Here is a 22343-nt window from a genome sequence, read left to right as displayed (position 1 = left end):
AACGGATTCAATGAATTTTTATCCAATTGCCCAACTTGGGCAACACCACGTTTTGAGAATACCCACTAGCTATCAATCCTACGTGGCCTGTCGAAAATCTCATCAAATTCTTATCTGTGCTTGAAACAAGATTATTCAGAGAGACACTACATTCCGGGGAAACAAGATGGTCTTGATCGGCTACTACATTTAAAAGAGGAACTCTGATATTAGCTAGATTTATCCGATGTTCACCCACAACCAGTTTATTTTTTGAAAAAAGGTTCTTTTGATAAATATCTTTAATCCACTGCCTAAATGTCTCTCCTGCAATAGGTGGGGTATCATACAACCATTTTTCAACCCTCAAGAAATTTTGAACAAAACTTTCGTCTTTAAGATTATCAAACAAATTCAAGTACTTGTTAACCCCCTGTTTAAATGGTTTTAAAGATGCGTAAAGGCTATATAATAACTCATAAGGAAAGTTTTCATAATGGGATAAAACTTTGTCAATATCCATATTCTGAGACATATTCTTTATGACAGTCTTGTCTTTTTCGGTATCAACAACCGGGGCTACAGTTATCAAATTCTTTACATTTTTCTGGTATAGTGACGTATAGATTAGCGACATTGTAGCACCCATACAATAGCCCTGAAGCGATACCTTGTCTATATTTTCGATGCTTTTGATTATCTCCACGCAATCATAAATGAAAAGATTAACGTAATCATCAAGAGTTGTAAATTTGTCAAATTTGCCAGGTGACTTCCAGTCAAGAAGATAAACGTTAATGCCTTGATCTAGAATATTTTTTATCCAACTCTTGTTTGGTTGCAAATCTAGAATGTATGACTTGTTGATTAGAGCATATACTATAAGCAACGGGTGTTTGTAAACACGTTCTTTAGTTGGTTTATAATGTAATAATCGAAAAAGACCTGTCTCCTTTATGACCTCATACTCGGTCTGTCCTGTTTCAATTTTTTCAATATTTGATAATAATTTTTTCATCTCGGTTAATTTTCTAAAATTTTCTGGTTCGTTTACAAAATTAACATACTCATTCAAATAGTGGTCCAGAATTGTTTTATTCATTTTTTCTCTCTTTCATCCAGTTTTTGATTTCTAAAGTAATCTTCTTTATTTCATATAGGTCTTTGAATAATAAATCTTTTTCTTCTTTGCTCAATGACTGTCTTCCCATAAATGGAACTGACGCATCAAAAAATTTTTGATAGCTCTTGTTTAAATCGATATATATATTAATTAAATTGTTATAGTTAACAGAAAAATCCTTGGATTCAAACATAGCGGAGAAAACATCTTCAAATGAATTAATAATTAACATGCGGGCTTCATGGGCATCTTTACCTTGTATCCCAGCAGAAACTTTGTCTAAAGCTTGATAATATGAATTAATCATTTGGGTCAGATATTTATTGAGATATCTTTGATAGTTAATCAGGACATTTCCGTATTCCCTCATGTTATTCATATTAATTTGAGGATCATTAATCAACGAAATAAAAGGACCAACTGTAGAAATTTTATTCAATTCCGTAAGCTGCTTAAAGAAATTCTCAAATAAATCAACGAATTTTTCATTAACAAAGGGTAGCTTAGCCGAATCAATATTCTCATTATTTTGGTCCTTTTGGTCACTTTGCAATGATTCTATTCACCCCATTTTTGTTAACATATTTTCCGTATTTATTAAGAGTTGTTTTGCAGTTGATATGAATTTGTATGTCTATTGCGGATATTAACTTTATCATAATCACAATTGACGAAAGGAACTAAGATGCGTGATGAAACTCAATGGTTTCATTGTCTGATAAGGGTTATGCCAATATATTTTCTATGAACATACTAGCCGATTGAATGAGATGAAACCGGAGGCTCACTTGTTTTAGTGCCGAGCCCATCTGACGCCTGGTCATTCTATTTTTATATATAAACGGGTTTTCATATAGACATAATGATTAATTAGACACGACGATGTCAAAACTAGCCTTATGCCACTTTGGCCTTTTTTGAAAAGTCATATTTGCAAACCAGGTACTGACGTTTTAATAGTTTCAGTTAACCTCGCTGGTTAATAAAATGAGACACAGAGACATAAAAAGTATACTGGGGTATACAACTATTGTCATAATTATCCAATATATATCTGACTATATACGAATCTGCTTATATAACATTCGTATCTGTGAACCATATATACCATATGCAGAGAGCAAGAAAACTCCTAGCATCTAATTAACTCTTGTATTCTTAGACTACTCGCCTGCGCATAGATATTCTTAGAAAGGAACTGTGATTGTCCATAACTTGTACCTTTTCCTCAATATATTATGAAAATTATAGAAAATACTATAATAGGTCAATATTTATTAAAATGAAAATTCTTAGCCCGATGCCCTTAATCACCAGAACACAGTAGGACAAGAAATAATGAGGGTAGCTCTCAGATGAAGTGTTAAAATAATTAATAAGTTAAGGTATCCAAGGAAACACCATGATTTTACGAGGATCACAGTCTCTTACGACCGTTAAGCAAGTAAGGATGGGATGAACTTGATTGAAATTCATTACAGCAAAAAACCCATGTCCCTCAGGCGGACAAAGTCAATTTAAAGCCCAACAATTTTATATGGAAATACCAATCACCATTTTTTGAGGGTCCGTAGCTCAGCATGGATAGAGCGCCTGCCTTCTATCTAAGATAATTAAGAAGAAAGCCGGAAGTCGAGGGATCGAAGCCCTTCGGGCCCGTTTGATATCTCTTTCTTTTTTATGGCCCAAATCAATACTATATGTAACATTCATGAATTCAATTTACGACTCCTCTGAAGATTCGGAAATTCAGAAGGGTCCTCTCAGTTTCACTTCTCATGAAAAATTTATGTTTGTATTAAGTTCCAATGAATCAAAGCGTCATCATCCGAAAAGATTACAAGTGGTTCTTGATTTCTTAAATATAAGATCCAAGTCCATAGAAGAAAATTGCCGCATTCCATAAAATGATAATAGAAAAAGGAGATGATATCTCTTGGCTTGGGAATGAATTATTCAGATTCTTTACGGTACAGAATAAAATGGTAGAACGAGGAGAGATATCTACAGAAACTATAAGGAAATATTTTGAACCTATTAAAAGATTTTGTGAAATGAATAGAATTACTGTTAATTGAAAAATAATATCAAAGGGTATAAAGAAAGGAGTTAGATATTCCAACGATCGACCACCAACCATAGAAGAAATTAAAAAGTTAATTCAATACCCTGACCGTAGGGTCAAATCAATCGTTTTGGTAATGATTTCTTCTGGAATAAGAGTGAGCTCATGGAATTACCTCAAATGGGGTGACTTTACGCCAATTTACGAAGAGGATAAAATGGTCTTTTTTATCAATTAGGTTAATTACATCTCCAAAATGCTTGTTCGCTTCTACTATGTCTAATTCTTGTTTTGGTTCTTTTCTGACAATCTTTTTATTTACTAATAAATATCCACACTGAACTAGTGCAAATGAATTTTCATTAAATTTCTCTGAAGCACTGCAAAACATTTCTTTATGTTTGACATAATTACCAGCACTATAGAATAGTAACACTAAACCTGATTCGATAATGGACCCTATAATGTTTTTTGCATCTGAGTTTTAATTTGGGATATTATACGGTTTGGTCATTCAATATGGTAAGTATGGCAAATATAACAATTTATTGATAAATTCAAAACCAAAAATTATCTATGATGCAGTGTGGGTGCTAATCTCGTTCAGAGCAGATACTACTTCATTTAGACCTTTGCCAATTCATAAAATATAGCATTTTGGATAGACAAATAAATTTCTAGTCGGCCTCAGAAGTTGATAAGTTGATCGCACCAAGCTGTATTGCCGCAGTAAGCGCATCAACTACAACCCATCCCTCTTTTATCTTGTTATCTTGAAAATGGAACATGTTCATTCCTACTGTTTCAAAATCCTTATTGGTAGTTGGGATGCCAGGAATTTCCTTTCCTTGAGTACCTTCTACGATAAAAGCTGAAGCAACTCTACCGGACTCTGACTCTTCTATGCTATCTACGATTGTAACATGAATATTGGGAAATATGCTACGATCTGAGGAAACCCATTCATTATAGGCTTCGATCCCTTCGATGCTCACACCACGAGCATGGTATATGAAATCAGAAGTTACGTATCTATCTGTATTTTTTAGATTCCCTTTGTTGTATGTTTCATCAATGAATTCGTGAACAATCCGTTTGTGTTCTGTAGAAGACATATGAATATTTGTGGGAAGTTTTAGTTTAACTTATCGGTGAAGATAGAATTGATGCAATTATATAATATGGTTGTTCTACAGAAATTCGGTCGATTATAATCGATGATTAAAGCAACTAAGTACAACTACTCTCTCTTGTCAGCAAATTCAACTGCCCGATAAGAACATGTTTGTGGTATTTTGTGAGGTATCGCATTCAGTAGTAAGTATTTCTTTAGCGACAGACAAAGATGCGTACACACTTCATACCCATAGCTAGGTAAAATTTAAATAATAATCCACGGTATATTCAAATTATGGTAGGAAGAAGACTTGTCGTTGGTGGAATGATCGCAGGAGGAACTTCAGTCGCTGGAGCCGTTGTTGTAGGACATCATATGCAAAAAAAGCAATATCAACGTATGGAAAGACGTTAAGCCCTATAGTCATAGATAAATTAAGACCAAGTCCAGACACCTCAAGCCCTACAAATACAAATATTTCAAACAATCACTCAGATGCAAGTGATTTGAGGAGTATACTTTTTATTAAGTTTGGCAAAAATATAGCCTCTAGCAACAAGGATTACTTTGTAATCAAATACGCCGTCCATTGTCAATATTTAACTCATTTTAAATGCTTTCTTGATTGGGGTGATATTTGCATTTGTAGGATGTATAGTAGATTCGCTTAAACTAATGTCAAAGGTTCAATCTTCAAGCGAAAATTTATCGAATAAATTCTTATATTGATATTCACCTGTTATCTTAAGGTAATCGTTTTCTTCGTCTAAGCCGTTTATCTTTACATCCGAGTCACCTAAAATTCCAATCGACCTAAATGTTTTCAATGTATTAATTATTTTACGCTTTATTTCTATTTCTCGATCTTGTCCTATCAATCAATGATTCGCCTCCATTACTCTCTATTTTCAAATTTATTTTTTCTCGGACTACTTTAGGAATATTTACTTTATCTAATGAATACATACTAGAATCGTTACTCCAACTACGCTCTCTTTTGAAATGACTCCAATAGGACTTGATGTCTAAAAAAATTTATTTAATTAACAGTTCCCATATACCTCATGGATTCGAAGCCCTTCGGGCCCGTGATAATATTATCCCTTATAAATGGATTCTACTAATAAAAAGGCGTAAGAAAAATAGTAGTAGGAAACCAGGATCAAAACCAAACTCAGACTCGTCATTAACACCAAGTTAGGGGTCTAGATCTTGTTAGTCTTTAAGGACGGCGAGTTTTAATACTTCTATAATATAGAACTCTATATGAGTTCAGAAGATGATTTCAGAAGGTTGGGCATAGGCATTATCATGTTGGAAGAAAAATTACAAGAACTCAAGACATATTCGCAGGAGATAGAACGGGATACCTCAAAGTTTGATCCACAAGTTCTGACAAATATATCGAATCGTATAGTGTCAGCTGCTTACGAACTAAATCAATCTTATGAAAATTATAAGCGGACTAGATCGACCCGCTGACCCGTCTTACTCATATAATGAACTTCTTAGCCTGACAAGCACAGACTCATAGACCTTTCCTTCCTATCACTGGATTGATCACTCTATGGTTGTTGGTTGGTAGTCTAAGATGTTCTTGGCGTCTTATATTGAATATTACACTACACTTTACGTTTTTACTCATCAATTAACCTACATATCAATCAACCTTCCATTAATCCTGACTCGATTTTATTTTAGGAACAATCCAAATAATAAATGCTGTAAGATGCTCTGGTGCATAATTCCTTATTCTCCGATTATAGCAATAAACATCGTATTAACTTCTTTTAAACAGGTTGTAAAAGGATACCTTCATCATCTCTTTTACCACATTATGAATTCGTGTGGCAGATATGTACTCGCCAAACATTCTCTTGATAGATGAGAGCACAGTCTTAGCCATCCATCTACCTCCGTACTTTCTTACCTTTTTCACCTGAGAGAATCCGTTGAATGCAACAAATCTTCCTTGTTCCTTAACCCGACATTCTTTGGTGGAAATGATGAGGTTCCGTCTTTCCTCTATTGTGGGAGTGATCGTGCTCTCTCGGAGATATATAAAGTTAGTATTTGAATCATAGGCTCCATCAGTCAAAACAAATTTTGAACTATTATTTAACATGTGATAAATAAATATCTCATTTACATATCAATTGTAAAGAAAAATTGCAGACAAGTTTATCTTTTTTATTGTTGTCATATACTAATGCAAGTAGAAAAAATTCTTAAAAATACTGGAACGGATGTGATAAATGAATTTAAGAGTTCTGAGATAGAATGGGTACGACTAGATTTGAGATCCTCTCAGATTTCTTCATCAAATATCTATAAAGAGTACTCTTTTACAGAACAAAATACTACAAGGAAATCAGGTATGTGATGTGAGCATAAACATGTCAGAATCCGATCGAGATTTTGAAAAATATGTAAAGTTGAAGGATAATTTTGAGTGGTTTCATTCTAATTATGAAGAATTGAAAAGAGATTTTAGTGATCAGTATGTTGCAGTTTGGGACAAAATGCAAATAGATAATGATTACAACTTTGAATTATTGATAAAGAGATTAAATTTATCAAACTGTGATGAATCGATCGCCATCGAATATGTATGTTAGCTAACTTAACATGACTATTGCGTTTAAACAACGAAGGATAACAAGAATTTGTATGTGATTTAAGAAATACATCATGAGACAATGAATAATCGGTACTTTGAGACTCAAAATTCGTTAGAGTATCACACTATGTTATAACTGAGTGATAGATTTCCGTGCAGTACCCTTATATCATGTCTAAAGGACAGCAGTATGTAGAACACCCACTAGTAGTTATCATTAAAAAAACCTTATTCACGCCAACATCTCCATCATAGAAAATATTTATTAGAATCTAACTCTAGGAAAAAAAATATTATGAAGGTGGAATGATTCGTTATACTTTTACCATTTCATATGGTATGAAAAGTTAGCTGAATTTTTTAGGAAATAAGACAATCGAGCACCAAAGCAGCTCAGAACCTCATCCAACTATCAAGAAGATCGTATGAAAAAAGGCTTATCATAATCAGGGAATTGTTGTTTTCATTGCCAAAATGTAAAGACAATTAGATTATTAACGCCAAACTAGGATGATTGGATAAATACGGTTTAATTATAAAGTAAACACGATTATTCATATGTCATTAGTCGGATTGGATATTCTTCAATCCAAATATGAAATAAAAATCAAACCTCAGGAATTAAGAATCAGCATAATATGACTACGCGGCCTAGATCCGCTGCTTCTCAAGGAGATATCAAGAATTGGCAAGATTTTAGAAAACAGTCGTTCTAATTCTCAATCAATATTACAATTCAAGCTTTTTTAGCAAGTATTAATCTAGATTCTAGGATGGATGAGTACTTGTTTATGGATATATGTGATTCAAAGAGCGTGTCTGTGGCAGTGAACTTATGCAAAAAATTGCTATTGATTGTTTCAAAAAGTTTGCAATTGGGCATAACCCTCCCCAAATTTGATATTCTGTCAATTCGGCCTATGCTTTAAAATATGACTTTCATGTTCGTTCCAATATGTCCCGTTCCCACTTTGCCGACACGGCCGCAGCTTCATAAGTACTTTGAAGGAAACTAAGTAATGATTGATCAGGTGACTCGTTTGTCCGCACATTCTCATATGGCAAAATAAATTCACCCATACTGTTTTCGTAATAGGCTCCTGCAGGTTTGACCTGAGCATCCTTGAATCCCTGAGGTTCAGGATATGAGTACGAATAATACACAGGATTTTCAAATGGTCCGCCTCCGAACCACAATCCACAACTGCTAACTTCATGAGAATAAGCTTCAACCATAACATGCTGCGGACAATTCGGGACTCCCGGATGATCTGGGGCTTTTCGTCCTGAAAAACGGGTTACAGCCAAATCAAAAGCCCCCCAAAAAAAATGAACTGGACTGACTTTGCCTATAAAACTTGATCGAAATTCAGTGAATACTCGAGAGGACTGTGTAAGTATCCGCCAAAACTTGTTGGCCGAATCACCGTCGTATGTTGAGTGGGTATAATCTTTCTCAAATGGAATTCCATTTTCAACCTCAACTGGTGTACTCCAGATCTGTAGGGATATCCCAAGTGATTCAAGTGTTGACATCAAATCCTTATAATAATCTGCAATGGGACGTGATTCTAGTGGGATTTTCTTTTCGTAGCCAAAAGCTTTTTCAATAATTAAGAAATGTTTGTTCAAATCAAATTCTATCTTAAAAGGAACGTCATTGTAGTACATAACTGAGGTTGTTAACCCAGCCGGTGTTACGTATAGAGTAGAATTCCACCAATGATTTTCCATTGGGGTTGTTGCGAGTCGAATCTTGCCTACGATTTGAGTTAACATATGCAATGTTTCATAAGTTCCCTTCCAACTAGCAACAGGGAGTTTTGGCCACATCTCATCATTCTTCATTTTAATCTCATTCTCCAAAATTCAAAGGATTACTCAAATATTCTACTTGGCTTAATGTTGGTATCATATTATAAGCTCCCCTTACATCTGAATCCCCATAATCATTGATTAGTTGACCGTGATTCATACTTCCCATGCTAATAGTAAGTCTGTAGCAGGAAACCTCCGATAATCGATAGGTAATAATTTTCATAACTTCCTATATCTCAGGTTCTAATTAAATGAAATTGTATATTGATAACGCTAAAGAAGATTCTTAAATCAATATTATTACAATCCAAGTACCAATAATATATCTCCCTAACCCAATTTTACATTCTTTGTCTACAAAAGTGCCATTTAAGTTCAAAACTTTGTCGAAATCAGTTTCCTAATGAGTTGAAAAATACTTCGGAAACTATTAACCAGTAGACAATATCTCAATTATACCTTCATCTAAAATGATAAGAACGCAACAGAAATGGTTTAAAAATTCTAGATTATTGTCTCCCAAGTCTTAGCCATCAAATATCTATAGATCATGATCTTGATTGGGTTCGAAGGTTCTTTGAATCTTTAATATTTTAAAGGACAATGCAAATACGACAAAGATGATGGATGCAGCGATCAAAAAAGTAGGTGACCCTATAGAATTATACAAGAATCCACCAATAATTAATCCAATAATACTGGCCAAACTCCCGATACTGCTTGCCACTCCTTGAACAGCGCCTTGGTGTAACTTCCCGGCAAACTTTGAAAGTATGGACATGAATGACGGCCACATCAATCCATTGCCCACTGCAAAAAGGATCGCAGCAATATAAATCAATATGATGTTGTTCGAATAAAATAATACAAAATTTACTCCCAAAATAAGGCTCCCTATGATTATCAAATTACCCTCCGAAAGTATTTGAGACGCCTTTCGCAGGATTGGACCCTGTACAAGTATCATTAAGCCACTCAAGACAGCGTAAAAGATACCCATTTCTGTTATCGTCCATTTTAGACTCGATACTGCGTGAATTGGAAATGATGTATAAAAAATATTAAATCCTAAAAAAATGAAAAAGTTCAATATCATTAAAATTGGTATATTCTTTAATTTGAAAATGTCCTTAAACTTGAGCTTGTCAGGATTTGGAGGCTTAAAGCAATCTTTGCATTCATAAGAATACGCCCTTTGAACACTATTTTTTTGAATCGGTTGAATTACTCTTGTACCAATTTTTGATTCCTTCAAAAATACCCAGATTGCAATAAATGCAACAAATGAAACAAAAATGGCAACGATTACTGGTAAAGTATTCCCATAAATGGTTCCTCCCAGAATGCCTGCGAGAGCGGGCCCTACTATGAATCCCAAATTAGAAGAAATGGCCATTTTTCCAAAATTCTTGCTTCTAGTCTTTTCGTCCGACAAGTCTGCAATATAGGCATTGGCAACAGAGACATTTCCCCCAGTTATTCCGTCTATCGCACGAGCTATAAATAACACAACCAAGGGCAAAGAAAGCGTAAAAGCTCCAATAAACGCAGTATTAATATCGATAAGAGCAATTTTTGGGACGAATAAAGCCAAGAGGAATATGATCCAACCTATCAACGTACCAGCTGTGCTGATTAGAAGAACTTTCTTTCGACCAAAAGAGTCGGACCATCTCCCAAGTATGGGAGCTCCAATCAATTGAAAAGCAGGATATACAGATGAGAGAATCCCATAAATTATAGAATTGCCACCGAAATCCACTACAAGAAATACGAGGAAGGGTAATACGATACTAAATCCCAATGTTCCTACGAAATTGGAAAAAAGTAATGGGAATAATGTGATCTGTTTCGTCTCCAAAGATAAAATCCAATAATAAGTCGATGGATTTAACTTTAAAAAAGGATGGAACTTACTTAGAACACCATGCACGGTTCAATCTCAAAATAATTTGTGATGATGCAGCTTTTCCTCTAGAAATAATATTTTAGATCTGGATTGTGGGTCGGTAATGGTGACATAAAAACCAAAGTACTGGTCGGTTCATTAACCAATTCAACTTCTTTCTTTGTTTCTAATAATTAGTTATTTAACCAACTCAACCTGAATTGACGGTACCATATCCTCCCTTAGTCTTTGTGTTTCATGATACCTCAAAATCGCCTCAAAATACGCAATGGTTTCCTACTTCTCTTTGAGAAGGTCATTATTGCCGGTGGAGTATTAAATCAGAAATATTATCAATTTTTGCAAAAAAAAAACAGCTCAAGGGTAAAGACTCAGTTTGGCTAATACATGTAAATAATTTTAAAAATGTACAATTCTCTGCTGCTAACAACAGAATTTCGTCACAAAAAAATAGATTAACGTGGGTATCATATTATATTGTCTTATTGAAACATTTAGCGGATAACTCAAGCAATACCTCAATTTTTATTAAACGGGTTGAAATTCCTTTCCCGGTACATGATGTTTTCAACTACCATGCTAGAAATAAAGCCATAGATAGACTGATTCCCCCATGGGGCTTGCTAAAAATCATTAAACGGAACAATGGACTTGGAATTGGGGAAACTTGCATCCTAGAGCTCCAATGTGGGCCTTTTAAATTAAGATGGATCGCAAAGCACTTTGGATATGTTCAAGATCAAGTATTTCAAGATGAAATGATTAGAGGACCTCTAAAATCTTGGAGACATACCCACTCATTTACTCCTAATGCATTAGGCGGATGTATGTTGGAGGACAAAATAGAGTATTCCCTACCTTACGGATTTAATAGATTCAATATTTTAAGGAAACAACTCAATAAAACCCTAAAAGAAATGTTCAGTTACCGTCACCGAATACTTCAAAATGATATGAAATTATGGGAGCTGCTAAAAGAGAATAAGGGAAAAAGAATCTTAATTACCGGATCTACCGGTTTGATTGGGTCTGCCCTAATCCCTTTGCTGGAGGCTGCCGGAGAACACAAAATTTCAAGATTAATAAGACCTTCTTCTAAATACTCCGATAATGGTAACAGTTCAAATTTCAGGGTTTGGGATCCTGAAACTGGAATAGTGGCCCATAATGACCTAGAAGGATTTGACACTATAATCCATTTATCTGGAGAAAGTATAGGAGGTAGATGGTCAAAGAAAAAGAAAAAACGAATACACGATAGCCGTGTCAAGACGACCGAACTACTCTGCGATGGTATTAAGAACCTTAAAAAACCCCCTTCAACGCTGTTGTGTGCTTCGGCAATTGGATATTATGGAAGTCGAGGTGAAGAAGTTGTCACGGAGGAATCCATGCCAGGACACGGGTTCCTAGCAAACCTGTGTGTCGACTGGGAAGACCGTGCCAAATCTGTAGAATCTATAGGTATCAGAGTAGTAAATGCACGGTTTGGTCTCATATTGTCTCCAAAAGGTGGAATCTTGAAAATACTTGATCTTGCTTCCTGCTTAAAAACTGGTATTACGTTTGGTAACGGAAGTAACATTTTTAATTGGGTTTCTATTGAAGATGTCATAGGAGGAATCATGTATGCAATTGATAACACTACCATGCGTGGTCCCATTAACATGGTGTCTCCCAACCCTGCAAAATCCTCAGATTTTTTTAAAATAATTTCAAAAATACAAGAAAATCAGATTTTTTTGAGATTTGGGCCCAGATTCATGGAACTAGCACTTGGAGACTTCGCCGACACGATTAGTGAATCCAATGGAGTTGTTAAACCTCAAAAGCTATTGTCGGCTGGTTATCCCTTCATGAGTCCCTGTTTAGAAGATGCGGTTAGACTACTTTTGGGGCGCCAGATCAATACTAAAACGGAGCGTGGAATCCTGGAGAGTCGATAAATTCAAGTAATTTTTCAAAAATAAAAAAAGACTTTCACATGTAATGGTCGATATGAGAACCTTTCCTTAGAAACTCATGAGATAATAAAATTATTTGAAAGAGTTAGGCATTATGGTATCGTTTTTGCTATTTCTTAAATAATAGATTAACCATATCAGGCTATGCTAAAATCCAAAATTGAGGAATCTCCAAAATTATTTATACTTTACTGTTCCCTAGCAGGTTTCATTGCATCGTGGGGAATATCAGGATTGTTGGTTTCAATAGATGTTATCTCTCAAACCCCACCTGGCTCATTTTTTGGAATGATAGGAGTTTCATTGGGTTTCTATGATCCGGCTACGGCTGCTTTGATTGGTTTTACTTTACATATATTAACAGGTACCATTGCTGGTAACATATTTGGTCAAGTGTCTATATTTTGGCGACGTATCTCTCCTTATAATGCAAAGCATGGGATGGTAACTGGCATTATTGTAGGAGTAATATTATGGACATTGTTATTTGTACCAGTAGCGACATTTATTATCCAGCCGATGATCGTTTCGTTTAGAAATTCTATGACACCTAATCAGTATGTATATTCTCTAGTTACAAACTTTGAAGGCCTTTACCCGGTAATCATAATGGGTTCCCTAGCTTTTCATATAATTTACGGCGTACTTTTGGGATACATTTCGGGTAGACTAATGGAACTCAAAACCTCCTCAGCTGTGAGAATGAACTATTGACTAGAAAATATATCTTCATTGCATCATGTTTTCATTAGGATTAGATTTATTCTCAGTGGTATTAGTGGCATTAAATCATCTTTTTTCCCGTTTTACGACAAAGTATAAAGTTTTGAGAAAAATGTCAACAAGATTTTTGTTTGTCCAATTTTAGTGTTGTTCAAAGGTCAACAATAAAATAGCACATTCTTGGATATGCCTCACATTATTATAAGTAGTCGAGTCAACTTTGACCTAATTCATACAAACTTTAAGGGTCGTATTATTAGAAGCAACTTCGATGGTGGATGCATTTATAATTTTAAGGAATCATTTCAAAATACTTCCAAAGATACTATACTCATAAACACAATTACAATCGAATCGGGATTTTCCCAAAATTACTTTATTCAGTTGATAAAAAAGTCAGACAAAATAACCCTGAGACTATACCCTATAACTGACCCGAAAAACAAAACATCAAATATCAAAAGGTCCCTGGTAATAATAGCCAAAATGATTTTCTAAGTTGATACAAAGGGCGAATCATTCGTTGTCAGAACAAATCTCCAACATTATTTCGAAGATAAAGTCTGAGGATATGAAAATAGGATATCCATGCATTAACCAATCATTAGGAAAAAAAACCATATCCACCTTTAGATTATCATCTTATTCTGAAGAAAACTTAGTCAAGGCGGTTAGTTATAATCTGGATGTATTGAGAGAAATCCTGAGATATAATATTCACCATAACTTCCTGTTTTTTAGAATCAGTTCTGACATAATACCATTTGCTTCACATCCAATATGCAAATTTGATTGGGAAAATTATTTCGAGAAAGATTTGATTAGTATAGGTCAAATTGTTAAAGAAAATAAAATTAGAATATCGATGCACCCAGACCAATTTGTCATATTGAATTCACCTAATAAGGAAGTTGTAAAAGCCGGATTAAGAGAAATCAATTACCAAATTGCCTTTCTCAACACAATGAATCTAGACAATACTGCAAAAATTCAGATCCACGTTGGAGGGACTTATAATGACAAAATAGCCTCTTCGGATAGGTTCATCAAAAACTACAATACACTCTTGACTGATGCTGTAAAGTCAAGACTGGTCATAGAAAATGATGATTTTCGTTTTAGCTTAAATGATTGTCTAAAAATATATGACAAAACAAATGTCCCTGTGTTGCTGGATGTATTTCACCACGAATGTTTCAATGATGGTCAATCAGTTCAAAATGCCATAACGTCTGCGGGAAAGACTTGGAACAAAAACAAAGATGGTATAATAATGATGGACTATAGTAATCAGGAACCAAATTCTAGGAAAGGAAAACACGCCAGTACTCTGGATGAAACCAAGTTCAAGAATTTTTTATATTCTACAATAGATTTTAGTTACGACTTGATGCTTGAAATAAAAGACAAGGAAAAGAGTGCTGCAAGAGCACAACAAATTCACAAAGAATTGTTAAATTTGGATTCAAGGTAGAGGTTTTCTCCCAAAATAATTTTTAGGGAAAAGCCAGGGTTTTATTTATATCTTAATGTCTCATATCCCACTATTCTTTTTCGTTCTAGTCTCTCAGAATCAAACAGATAGGTTTGATACTTTAAACTTTTGTTAATATAACTTGAACTTCTAAGACGATCATCATTATATAGTGTGATACCATCGATTTCTCCAGTGTATTTTGACGTAGTAAAATTCCTATTCCTGTTATTGATATCTATTAAATTACTGTGAATTGCAGAATATCGAAGATATCCTGGTTTGTAAAGCAACCTTTCGTTATATCTTTCTATAATCAAGTTCTGTTTTTCATATTGCTCATCATACATCTTTATCCCATAGACTTCAGGAATAAATTCGTTGCAAGCTTCCGATAGTTCTTTCCCTGCTTTTATGAAATGTAAATTTCTCCTCAGTTCCTCTTTATCGATTACAGCATACTCATCTGAATCTATTACAATCAAAAAATCAATTCCCAGTTTAGCAGCGATCTCTAGATACTTGTTTCTTTTTTCTATCTCTGTAATATTAGGATAACAATAATACATAGCATTAGGAAATGACTCTACAACCTCTCTAGAACCATCAATGCTAATGTCATAGTCTTCTTCAAATTCTTTAAACTTTCCATCAATTGTTATGACTAAATCAACGTTGGATGCAATTGAGTGTAGGCATCTTTGCAAGCCTTTAGCGTCATCAAAAAATACAATCCCCGCACCAATTCTCATGCCTTTATTTAATATCGATGGGTAATATTAATAACAGGGAGGTTTGACAATAATTCGTCTAATTTAGACAAGTTCTCCTAAATTAGAGTATTGTTCTAATTTCAATGATCTATTTTGATTTAAAGAGGTGTACTGCTTTTATACTAAGATTAATGACCAAGAGGAAAATGATCCAGGCAATAATGGAAGCTATCATCGAAGTCTGATAAGGTTCAATAAATCCGAGGCTCAATAATTGATAATGCAGCACTACTTTCGAAACTGAATATATAGTTTCAGAAATCGCAAAAGCTGCAATTAGCTTCTTGATATCTGTCCTAATTTCATTGTAATTTTTTTTACCAGTCTCTTTGTCAACATAGCGAGACTTATTGTCCAAATAGAATAAATATGAAAAAATCGGAATGTAAACACAATACTCCAATATTAGAGTAACAATTGAGTTTGAAAGACTATCAGAACTGAATTCAGAAAAAAATTGTGTAAAGATAGCCCCCGCAAAGAATGCAAAAATCCCTGAAATTAGTATGTTTTTGTTAAATAAGACATAATCCTTGTATTTATTATATAATTTTCCTATTCGCAATCCTGTTAACCTACTAATTTAGGGACTAGAACCTTGGCGAAATTAATAAATCTACTTACGTCGGTATTGACTAGCGTCATTAGTAATATCTTAGAACGGATGAATTCATCGGTTATGTTGAGAGCAGAAACATTATTTGAAAATGAGTTTTTCCATCAACCCAAGTGTATAACATACCGATGAATATAGAATCTATGACTCGGATCATTCTTACCCAAAGTTCCTTTGGTTTAATTTTCTCATATATCATTTGAAGTATAATTTTCTCAATTTGAAAACATATTATGTTTTGAATAACTCTGCCAATTTCATTCAAGATACCAATTCATAACAACTTAGTTAGTAAGCCCCTGTATACGTGGTACTGAGCTGAATCAAACAAGAAAATGATATTAATTGTTGCGAATTTCTCACCAATTCGAAAAACGTAGAGTGCTATAAACGGGTTAGACCAAATTGGTTTAGTCAATACGATGTCACAGTAATACCTTTATTAGTAACATAATGTTGCATCGTTTTAAATAAATATAAAGTTGGATTTCATGACAAATCAAAAAAAATATTCTTTGGTATCCAGCAAGGTTCTTTTTGTTATTTGCTTCATCTTGTTTGTGATATTGGTGTTTTTGCTTCCAATAATATTTCCTTTTCGATTGGATTTCCAATTAGATTTCCCCACTATGTCCATGAGCCATCGTAATTCTTAACGTCCGGATACCCTAGAAGATATTTTAAAACAGACCATGAATGAGATGATCGCTCTCCGATTCTGCAATAAGTAATCACCTCATTAGATGGCAAAATATCCCTTGAACGATAAATATCGGATAACTCCTTAGCAGATTTGAATGTGCCATCCTCGTTTAGAACCTGTGCCCAAGGTTATATTCTGAGCTCCAGGGATATGACCTGGCCTTTGCGCATGTTCAGTAGGGTATTCGGGAGGTGAAGTTATCTCATCAGTATATTCCTGTGGACTCCTCACATCTACTATTCTAATCTGAAACCTCCTTCTGCTTACCAGAGAATCTGATGTCTGAAACATAAACCCTGATTTTTGAAATAGGCTTGAAAGATTCAGAGAGGTCGAACTTACCCTTAGAAAAAGCGACTGTTTTCTTTGAAATAGGTCTGTCTTCATCAAGCCATTTTTTTCTTCCACCATTTAACAGTTTTAAGTTTTCATATCCATAATACTTAAAGACCCAGAAAGCGAATGTTGCGAACCAATTGTTGAAGTCTCCGTACAAGATAATCGCGGTGGATTTATCATCGTCAAGGCAAAGCTTACGAATGATATTTTTGTAACTTTCTGCAGTGAGAATGTCCCTTGAGAGTGGATGGTTAATGTCTTTTTTCCATTCAAGTAGAATTGCTCCTGGAATATGACCTAGATGGTAATTAGTAAGAGAATCATAGTCGACTTCTACTATTCTTATATTAGGATCGTTTAAATGTTCCTCAACCCATTGTGTGTCAACCAGTACTTCCGGATGGGAATATTCCATTTTAGTTGTTTGTGTCATATCTAAATTGAGTGTTCATATGATATCTTTGCTTTGGTTGGAGTATTTTGTTGCAGATATGTGAGAATTATGCATCGGTTTTTATCTTCTTCTTTGAAGAATACTCGCCTAGAAGTAAATAGAATATTTTATGGCATAATTTTCACATATGTGTTTTTCATTGCTCGTAGAGATCTAATTAAATCATAATTATCTGTTATATTACCTATGTATTTGACAAAATCCGTACTCACAAAGTCAGACAGGAATAAGAGGATACAAAAAATACAAAAAAAAGTTGTAAGAGGTGAACGAAGAACACAGTCCAACAATCAGTCACCATATGAAAAGATCATAAATGGACAAGGACAGACACAAATTATTCGCTGCAAAACTTGCTATTATCATTCTTCAATTGGTGTGATTAGCCATAGTAGACTGATTCTTTCCTATAAATGTCCCGAGTGCATGAGTGAAAACCTTGATTACTATTCGGCGTCTAGTAACAGATTAATGGAATATATATTAAACAACATTAACTAATACTATTTTTGTAATTTTTTATTTTTGACAATTAATATGGAAATATTCTAGTAATTAATCGTATAACTATCAAAAATGACTCTAATGAGTGGCTTATCTCTGATTGATAAAGACTATAAACTATAAATTTGAAATAAATTTCTTATTTCAAATCTTCTTTTAACTTTTCTTTTTTATACTCTGTTCCGATGTCTTTGTCAGTATCACCGAGCTTATTTGCTACTGCTTTTGCACCTGCTTCTAGTTTATCTCCTGCTTCATCTAGAGCATTCTTAGTGTCTCTTTTTTTATTTTCAAATTCGTCAGATGTCATGTAATGATATAAGTGCAACATACTTTAAATGCCTAGTACAGAAATCCGTCAATGTGGTTATTAAGAGTCAGTTTCATATTTCAAAAACCGGTAACTCATTTCCTAAACAGTGCTAGTATCTTACAGGTTTTTATGAATGAGGGATATGAGTAGCAGGTAGACAAGTTATACGTTGAGTAACTACGAGAGCAAATCATTTGTTAGTTTCAATCCTGAGAATACAAAATGATAATTTAGATCTGAAATAAATAACAAATGTGCTTACTATACTTGCACTCAGACTCAGACTCTTAGAAATAGGCGAAAATTATCAGGTCTCAAAAGCCTGATACTGTAATGAAATGGTAGAGGCTACAATCGTGTAATAAGTGTCTATAAAAGAAAAATTAATTCGTGTTGCTCACATATTCAAATCAAATGACTGAAGCGAGGGTTCTCCTAACCAAGTTTTTGATTGATAAAACAGCTGCTACCATAAGAAAGATACAAAAGCATGAGAAAGTTCCCAACGTGAACTTCCAATTGACGCCTTTACTATTTCATACGACACTAACCAACTTTTGATTATGCCTATTGAATAGTCTTTTTGAAAATGGCTATGTTGAAGCAACTACTTGGTCAGTTTCTAAATGGTTAACATAAACCCTGGGAATAAACAAGAGTTCTCACATAGTCAGGTTCAATTTTAGGGGTTAACCGGTAAAAAAACTTAGTTAACGCATGACCATGCTCTGAATCTGACTTTGATGGATCCAATCTAGATTCACTAAAGTCATACAACCCGAATGAAATAAACCATTTCAAGTTTATTGTCTTGTGTACGATATCTTTCTAGATTGCTTTCGAATCAAAAGTGTATATTTATTATCTTTTGTCGTAGAAGTAATAAATACAGTTATGAGATAGACGGCTAATTGTACTGTTTTGTTTAAGTGCACCATATTACTACAATCTATTTTTGAGAAAAATCCAAGTGTCATATTTAATCACTCCTTAGGATTTCAATTGTTTAACTATCCATACTAAATAATGTTAACAACTTTTAAAGAATAAAATATTGCAGGAAAGTAGAGGCAAGCTTACAGCACTTGACTACGATGTTACTACCATGAGAGATTTTTATTTTTCATCATTTTTTGCGCCTACCTTGCCTGCAATATGCATGATTTAAGTTCTTGTACCGCATCTGCTAGAATGCGATAAAGTAATAATAGTAATTTGGTAATAATATACTTGTGATATGTGTAGGTTTATCGGTTTATGGGTAAATTGATCTCATATTTAGCAAATAAATCGAACTTCATAGATTGCAGGTTTTATGTATTGTGATCATAATAGTCAGTATTATTTGTTACCGCTTTCTCAGGAAGTACAGGGATTAGTAACGCAAAAATTATTAGTATTAAAAAAAAGGTGATTGTTTAGAACAATTGTCTATTATGGGGCATATGTTGAATTAGAACCGGTCCCGTTAGAGCTAGCATCTGTCTCAGTTGAATTAGGGCTTGTGAGGACGTCACCACCCGTCAAATTTAGATTTACGAACTCATCGGTATTGTTTTGTGAGAAAGCAACACCGAAGTTACTAGTTACTAGTACTACTGCAAAAATAACAGCTGCCAGTCCTAAATATTTTTTATATGAAATTTCTTTATTTTCCATTATGATTAATTGATTTAACCTGTATATTACTAATGTTAAATATGCAAAATAATTTAGAATGGTGTGAAATTTTCACATTCATTATATAACCCCGTAAGATCTGAACCTATTTCGTTTATTATATAATTTATGATTACAATTTAGACTAATTTAACTGGAATAAAATGAGATAAAAAATATTAATATGAGATCAAAAAATTATTATCGTTCTAATATGATTTTATGGAATGAAGATTAATTGGATCTTTACCTTTTGTAGGTAATGTTAATTTTTGGAGTTCCTGTAAGTATTCGCTATATCTTTTGCTAAACCCATCTTCATCTATACTAAAATGAATATCAACATTATTCGGTTCCGACATCAGCGCTAAAAGTGTGAATAATACTCTTACGTCAGTATCATATTTTATGTTCTCAATTTCATTTACAATTATCGAGAGGAGTAGAACAAAGCTTCTTCTGAGTCCCAAAATATGATATGTGTGAGTTAAATATATTTTTGCATCTAACTTATCCCCAGCTAAAGCTGAGAGACTAAATTCAAACAATAAATTTTTTAGCGGCAAACCAGAACCACTAGTCAACAATATTTTATATTTTCTTGGACTTTCAACAAACTCCTCAACTCTTGCATCTTTCAAAAACTTGTTTAATAGCCTGATAATGTCTCGTAGACTTATGGTGTTTTTTCCAATTTCCAAGACTCCTAGTCTTACCGCTATTCTGTCAAGATCTTCAAAATAAAATGGAGAATCAATATCTATATCACTTGATAATTTGCCAATCCCATCCATATCCGTCTCGATTGGAATATATTCGACTAGTCTTTCAATTTCTTTGAAAATTCCGAATGACATTAATTATCACTAGATTAATAATACTACTGATACTTAATATCATTCTGATATATGAAAAATTCTGTTGTTATATGCAAATTATGTACGTCGCTAATTCATAGCATCAATAACGAGTATTATTTGTTGTTAATTTATTTGAAATATAAATGTCTCTGAAATAGTCTGATATAGAAGATAACATAATAAATATTGAGTAATATAGAACAGAGAATAGATACAGTACTTTTGATGATTTTTAATATTTTTATTTCCATAGTTTCTTTTTCATTACCAATTTACTTCGTTGATATATCATAGATGAAGTGAGCTTCCTTTTTTTAAATAACTGTCATAGCGTTTTAACCTGATTAGAATTTGGTATTGTAATTACGTCCATACTAATTAGGAAAAAGTAACATGATTGGAACGAATTTTGTTTATACTTATCTATTATTTTTGAATTTAGATTTATGTGAAATTAAGCAGAAAAGAGAAATTAATGCAAATCAAGATTGTAGTCTGTTTGGTTTTGTCTTTTTTTGCATATTTAAAATCCTTTTTATGTATACGTTTCTTATATTCATATACATGCCTAAAATAATGTTAGCCAAGAAAAAAAACAGTCTTTTTTACGTTTCAATGACTCCCTGTTTAGAAAGTAAAGCTGACAAACCAGTTCACAAATCGATAAAATACAATAGACATAGAAGGTAAGAATGATGAAGGAAACAGAAGTAGAAACCTTATTTCAATTAGATGCAAAAATTGGCGGTAATTCCAAAAGGAGAGAAATCCTATATTCATTCATAGAACCTCTTAATAGCCTTTATTTGGAAAAGACAGAAATCTATCGAGCTCAAATCCAATCTTGCAGGAATCTTTCAAAATACATAAGATCCAACGAAGACACACAAATCATAGACAAAGAGATTTCTCAATTACAAATTACGCTAAGCCTTCAAACACCATAATTTCTATATAGGGTCTTAAATGGAGTCAGATAATAACTAATCATACAATTTGAAATCACGATTTGGAAATAAATATTGTCTGTCCTTGACAGGAACAGGACCTACTTGAAGTAATTTTAAAATACGATTAGTTTGCGAAGAATTGAGAATTTCCAAGCATTGGTACGATTCTGGTATGATGAGAAGATTAGTTAAGGTCTGAGAATAGCAAATCAGTTTCATGATTTGATTGTAATACATAAATAACGCAAAATTCGGTTATTCATTGAGAAAATGTGGATTTATTTACCCATTGTTTCCTAGACTTCCAATCCATTTTCCTACTCAGCCTTGATTGTGAGCTAAAGTGTGATTTGGTATATCAAGCGTTTGGCTTGCCTACC

Annotated in this window: 22 protein-coding genes and 2 pseudogenes; 9 read left to right on the top strand and 15 right to left on the bottom strand. The window is 33.7% G+C overall.

The features are described from left to right. Nucleotides 1–7: 7 nt before the first annotated feature. Nucleotides 8–1081: a class III poly(R)-hydroxyalkanoic acid synthase subunit PhaC gene (gene phaC / locus NMY3_RS10850; RefSeq protein WP_196815876.1), complete on the bottom strand. Its 1074-nt coding sequence runs from the start codon at nucleotides 1079–1081 to the stop codon at nucleotides 8–10. Further along, on the bottom strand, nucleotides 1074–1655 hold the full coding sequence (locus NMY3_RS10845) for a hypothetical protein (protein WP_196815875.1): 582 nt from the start codon (nucleotides 1653–1655) through the stop codon (nucleotides 1074–1076). Before NMY3_RS10845 ends, phaC begins: the two co-directional genes overlap by 8 nt. Nucleotides 1656–3009: 1354 nt before the next feature. On the opposite strand from NMY3_RS10845, the gene NMY3_RS10840 reads away from it, so the two are divergent. Next, a complete protein-coding gene (locus tag NMY3_RS10840; protein ID WP_196815874.1) occupies nucleotides 3010–3180 on the top strand; it encodes a hypothetical protein in 171 nt (56 codons plus the stop codon). Between the two features lie 150 nt (nucleotides 3181–3330). Here NMY3_RS10840 and NMY3_RS10835 read toward each other — a convergent pair whose 3' ends face one another. The 3 genes from NMY3_RS10835 to NMY3_RS10825 form a co-directional block, all read right to left on the bottom strand. Beyond that, entirely contained in the window at nucleotides 3331–3603 is a 273-nt protein-coding gene (locus tag NMY3_RS10835; RefSeq protein WP_196815873.1) for a hypothetical protein, read from the bottom strand. A 241-nt stretch (nucleotides 3604–3844) separates the two neighbouring features. Continuing rightward, entirely contained in the window at nucleotides 3845–4282 is a 438-nt protein-coding gene (locus NMY3_RS10830; protein WP_196815872.1) for an ester cyclase, read from the bottom strand. 688 nt (nucleotides 4283–4970) lie between these two features. Beyond that, a complete protein-coding gene (locus NMY3_RS10825) occupies nucleotides 4971–5162 on the bottom strand; it encodes a hypothetical protein (RefSeq protein WP_196815871.1) in 192 nt (63 codons plus the stop codon). A 388-nt stretch (nucleotides 5163–5550) separates the two neighbouring features. On the opposite strand from NMY3_RS10825, the gene NMY3_RS10820 reads away from it, so the two are divergent. After that, nucleotides 5551–5766 (top strand): hypothetical protein, encoded by a 216-nt coding sequence (locus NMY3_RS10820; RefSeq protein ID WP_196815870.1) that lies wholly within the window; start codon nucleotides 5551–5553, stop codon nucleotides 5764–5766. Nucleotides 5767–6064: 298 nt separating this feature from the next. Here the strand turns inward: NMY3_RS10820 and NMY3_RS10815 are convergent. After that, nucleotides 6065–6391, bottom strand: a pseudogene (locus NMY3_RS10815) (IS5-like element ISThar1 family transposase); the annotation flags it as partial. Nucleotides 6392–6493: 102 nt separating this feature from the next. Between NMY3_RS10815 and NMY3_RS10810 the strand changes: the two are divergent. Both NMY3_RS10810 and NMY3_RS10805 read left to right on the top strand, forming a co-directional pair. Continuing rightward, entirely contained in the window at nucleotides 6494–6667 is a 174-nt protein-coding gene (locus NMY3_RS10810; protein WP_196815868.1) for a hypothetical protein, read from the top strand. A 13-nt stretch (nucleotides 6668–6680) separates the two neighbouring features. Continuing rightward, entirely contained in the window at nucleotides 6681–6902 is a 222-nt protein-coding gene (locus NMY3_RS10805; RefSeq protein ID WP_196815867.1) for a hypothetical protein, read from the top strand. Between the two features lie 941 nt (nucleotides 6903–7843). On the opposite strand, the gene NMY3_RS10800 is transcribed toward NMY3_RS10805, so the two are convergent. From NMY3_RS10800 to NMY3_RS10790, 3 genes are all read right to left on the bottom strand, one after another. Beyond that, entirely contained in the window at nucleotides 7844–8752 is a 909-nt protein-coding gene (locus NMY3_RS10800; protein ID WP_196815866.1) for a DUF5996 family protein, read from the bottom strand. Between the two features lie 7 nt (nucleotides 8753–8759). Beyond that, on the bottom strand, nucleotides 8760–8945 hold the full coding sequence (locus tag NMY3_RS10795) for a hypothetical protein (protein ID WP_196815865.1): 186 nt from the start codon (nucleotides 8943–8945) through the stop codon (nucleotides 8760–8762). Nucleotides 8946–9263: 318 nt separating this feature from the next. Next, complete coding sequence (locus NMY3_RS10790) at nucleotides 9264–10583, bottom strand: MFS transporter (protein WP_196815864.1); 1320 nt, start codon at nucleotides 10581–10583, stop codon at nucleotides 9264–9266. 533 nt (nucleotides 10584–11116) lie between these two features. On the opposite strand from NMY3_RS10790, the gene NMY3_RS10785 reads away from it, so the two are divergent. The 4 genes from NMY3_RS10785 (at nucleotide 11117) to uvsE (ending at nucleotide 14792) form a co-directional block, all read left to right on the top strand. After that, nucleotides 11117–12577, top strand: a complete 1461-nt coding sequence (locus NMY3_RS10785; protein WP_196815863.1) for a TIGR01777 family oxidoreductase — start codon at nucleotides 11117–11119, stop codon at nucleotides 12575–12577. 162 nt (nucleotides 12578–12739) lie between these two features. Continuing rightward, nucleotides 12740–13309 (top strand): hypothetical protein, encoded by a 570-nt coding sequence (locus NMY3_RS10780; protein WP_196815862.1) that lies wholly within the window; start codon nucleotides 12740–12742, stop codon nucleotides 13307–13309. Between the two features lie 195 nt (nucleotides 13310–13504). Continuing rightward, nucleotides 13505–13816, top strand: coding sequence for a hypothetical protein (locus NMY3_RS10775; protein ID WP_196815861.1), 312 nt, complete (start codon nucleotides 13505–13507; stop codon nucleotides 13814–13816). Nucleotides 13817–13841: 25 nt separating this feature from the next. After that, nucleotides 13842–14792, top strand: a complete 951-nt coding sequence (gene uvsE, locus NMY3_RS10770; protein WP_196815860.1) for a UV DNA damage repair endonuclease UvsE — start codon at nucleotides 13842–13844, stop codon at nucleotides 14790–14792. Nucleotides 14793–14833: 41 nt separating this feature from the next. Here the strand turns inward: uvsE and NMY3_RS10765 are convergent, their stop codons facing one another. The 6 genes and pseudogenes from NMY3_RS10765 to NMY3_RS10730 all read right to left on the bottom strand — a co-directional run bounded on the left by NMY3_RS10765 (nucleotide 14834) and on the right by NMY3_RS10730 (nucleotide 21010). Continuing rightward, entirely contained in the window at nucleotides 14834–15544 is a 711-nt protein-coding gene (locus NMY3_RS10765) for a hypothetical protein (RefSeq protein ID WP_196815859.1), read from the bottom strand. Between the two features lie 109 nt (nucleotides 15545–15653). After that, nucleotides 15654–16130, bottom strand: a complete 477-nt coding sequence (locus NMY3_RS10760) for a hypothetical protein (protein WP_196815858.1) — start codon at nucleotides 16128–16130, stop codon at nucleotides 15654–15656. A 678-nt stretch (nucleotides 16131–16808) separates the two neighbouring features. Further along, nucleotides 16809–17638, bottom strand: a pseudogene (locus tag NMY3_RS17090) (sulfurtransferase). 682 nt (nucleotides 17639–18320) lie between these two features. Beyond that, nucleotides 18321–18491, bottom strand: coding sequence for a hypothetical protein (locus NMY3_RS10740; RefSeq protein ID WP_196815854.1), 171 nt, complete (start codon nucleotides 18489–18491; stop codon nucleotides 18321–18323). 1437 nt (nucleotides 18492–19928) lie between these two features. Beyond that, nucleotides 19929–20153 carry a hypothetical protein gene (locus NMY3_RS10735; RefSeq protein WP_196815853.1) on the bottom strand — a complete coding sequence of 75 codons (225 nt, stop codon included), beginning with the start codon at nucleotides 20151–20153 and terminating at the stop codon, nucleotides 19929–19931. A 209-nt stretch (nucleotides 20154–20362) separates the two neighbouring features. Next, nucleotides 20363–21010 (bottom strand): hypothetical protein, encoded by a 648-nt coding sequence (locus NMY3_RS10730; protein ID WP_196815852.1) that lies wholly within the window; start codon nucleotides 21008–21010, stop codon nucleotides 20363–20365. A gap of 698 nt (nucleotides 21011–21708) precedes the next feature. Between NMY3_RS10730 and NMY3_RS10725 the strand changes: the two genes are divergently transcribed. Then, nucleotides 21709–21960 carry a hypothetical protein gene (locus tag NMY3_RS10725; RefSeq protein WP_196815851.1) on the top strand — a complete coding sequence of 84 codons (252 nt, stop codon included), beginning with the start codon at nucleotides 21709–21711 and terminating at the stop codon, nucleotides 21958–21960. The last annotated feature ends 383 nt before the right edge of the window (nucleotides 21961–22343 follow it).

Source organism: Candidatus Nitrosocosmicus oleophilus, from assembly GCF_000802205.1.
GTDB lineage: Archaea > Thermoproteota > Nitrososphaeria > Nitrososphaerales > Nitrososphaeraceae > Nitrosocosmicus > Nitrosocosmicus oleophilus.
This window is presented reverse-complemented; position numbering and strand designations above follow the sequence as displayed.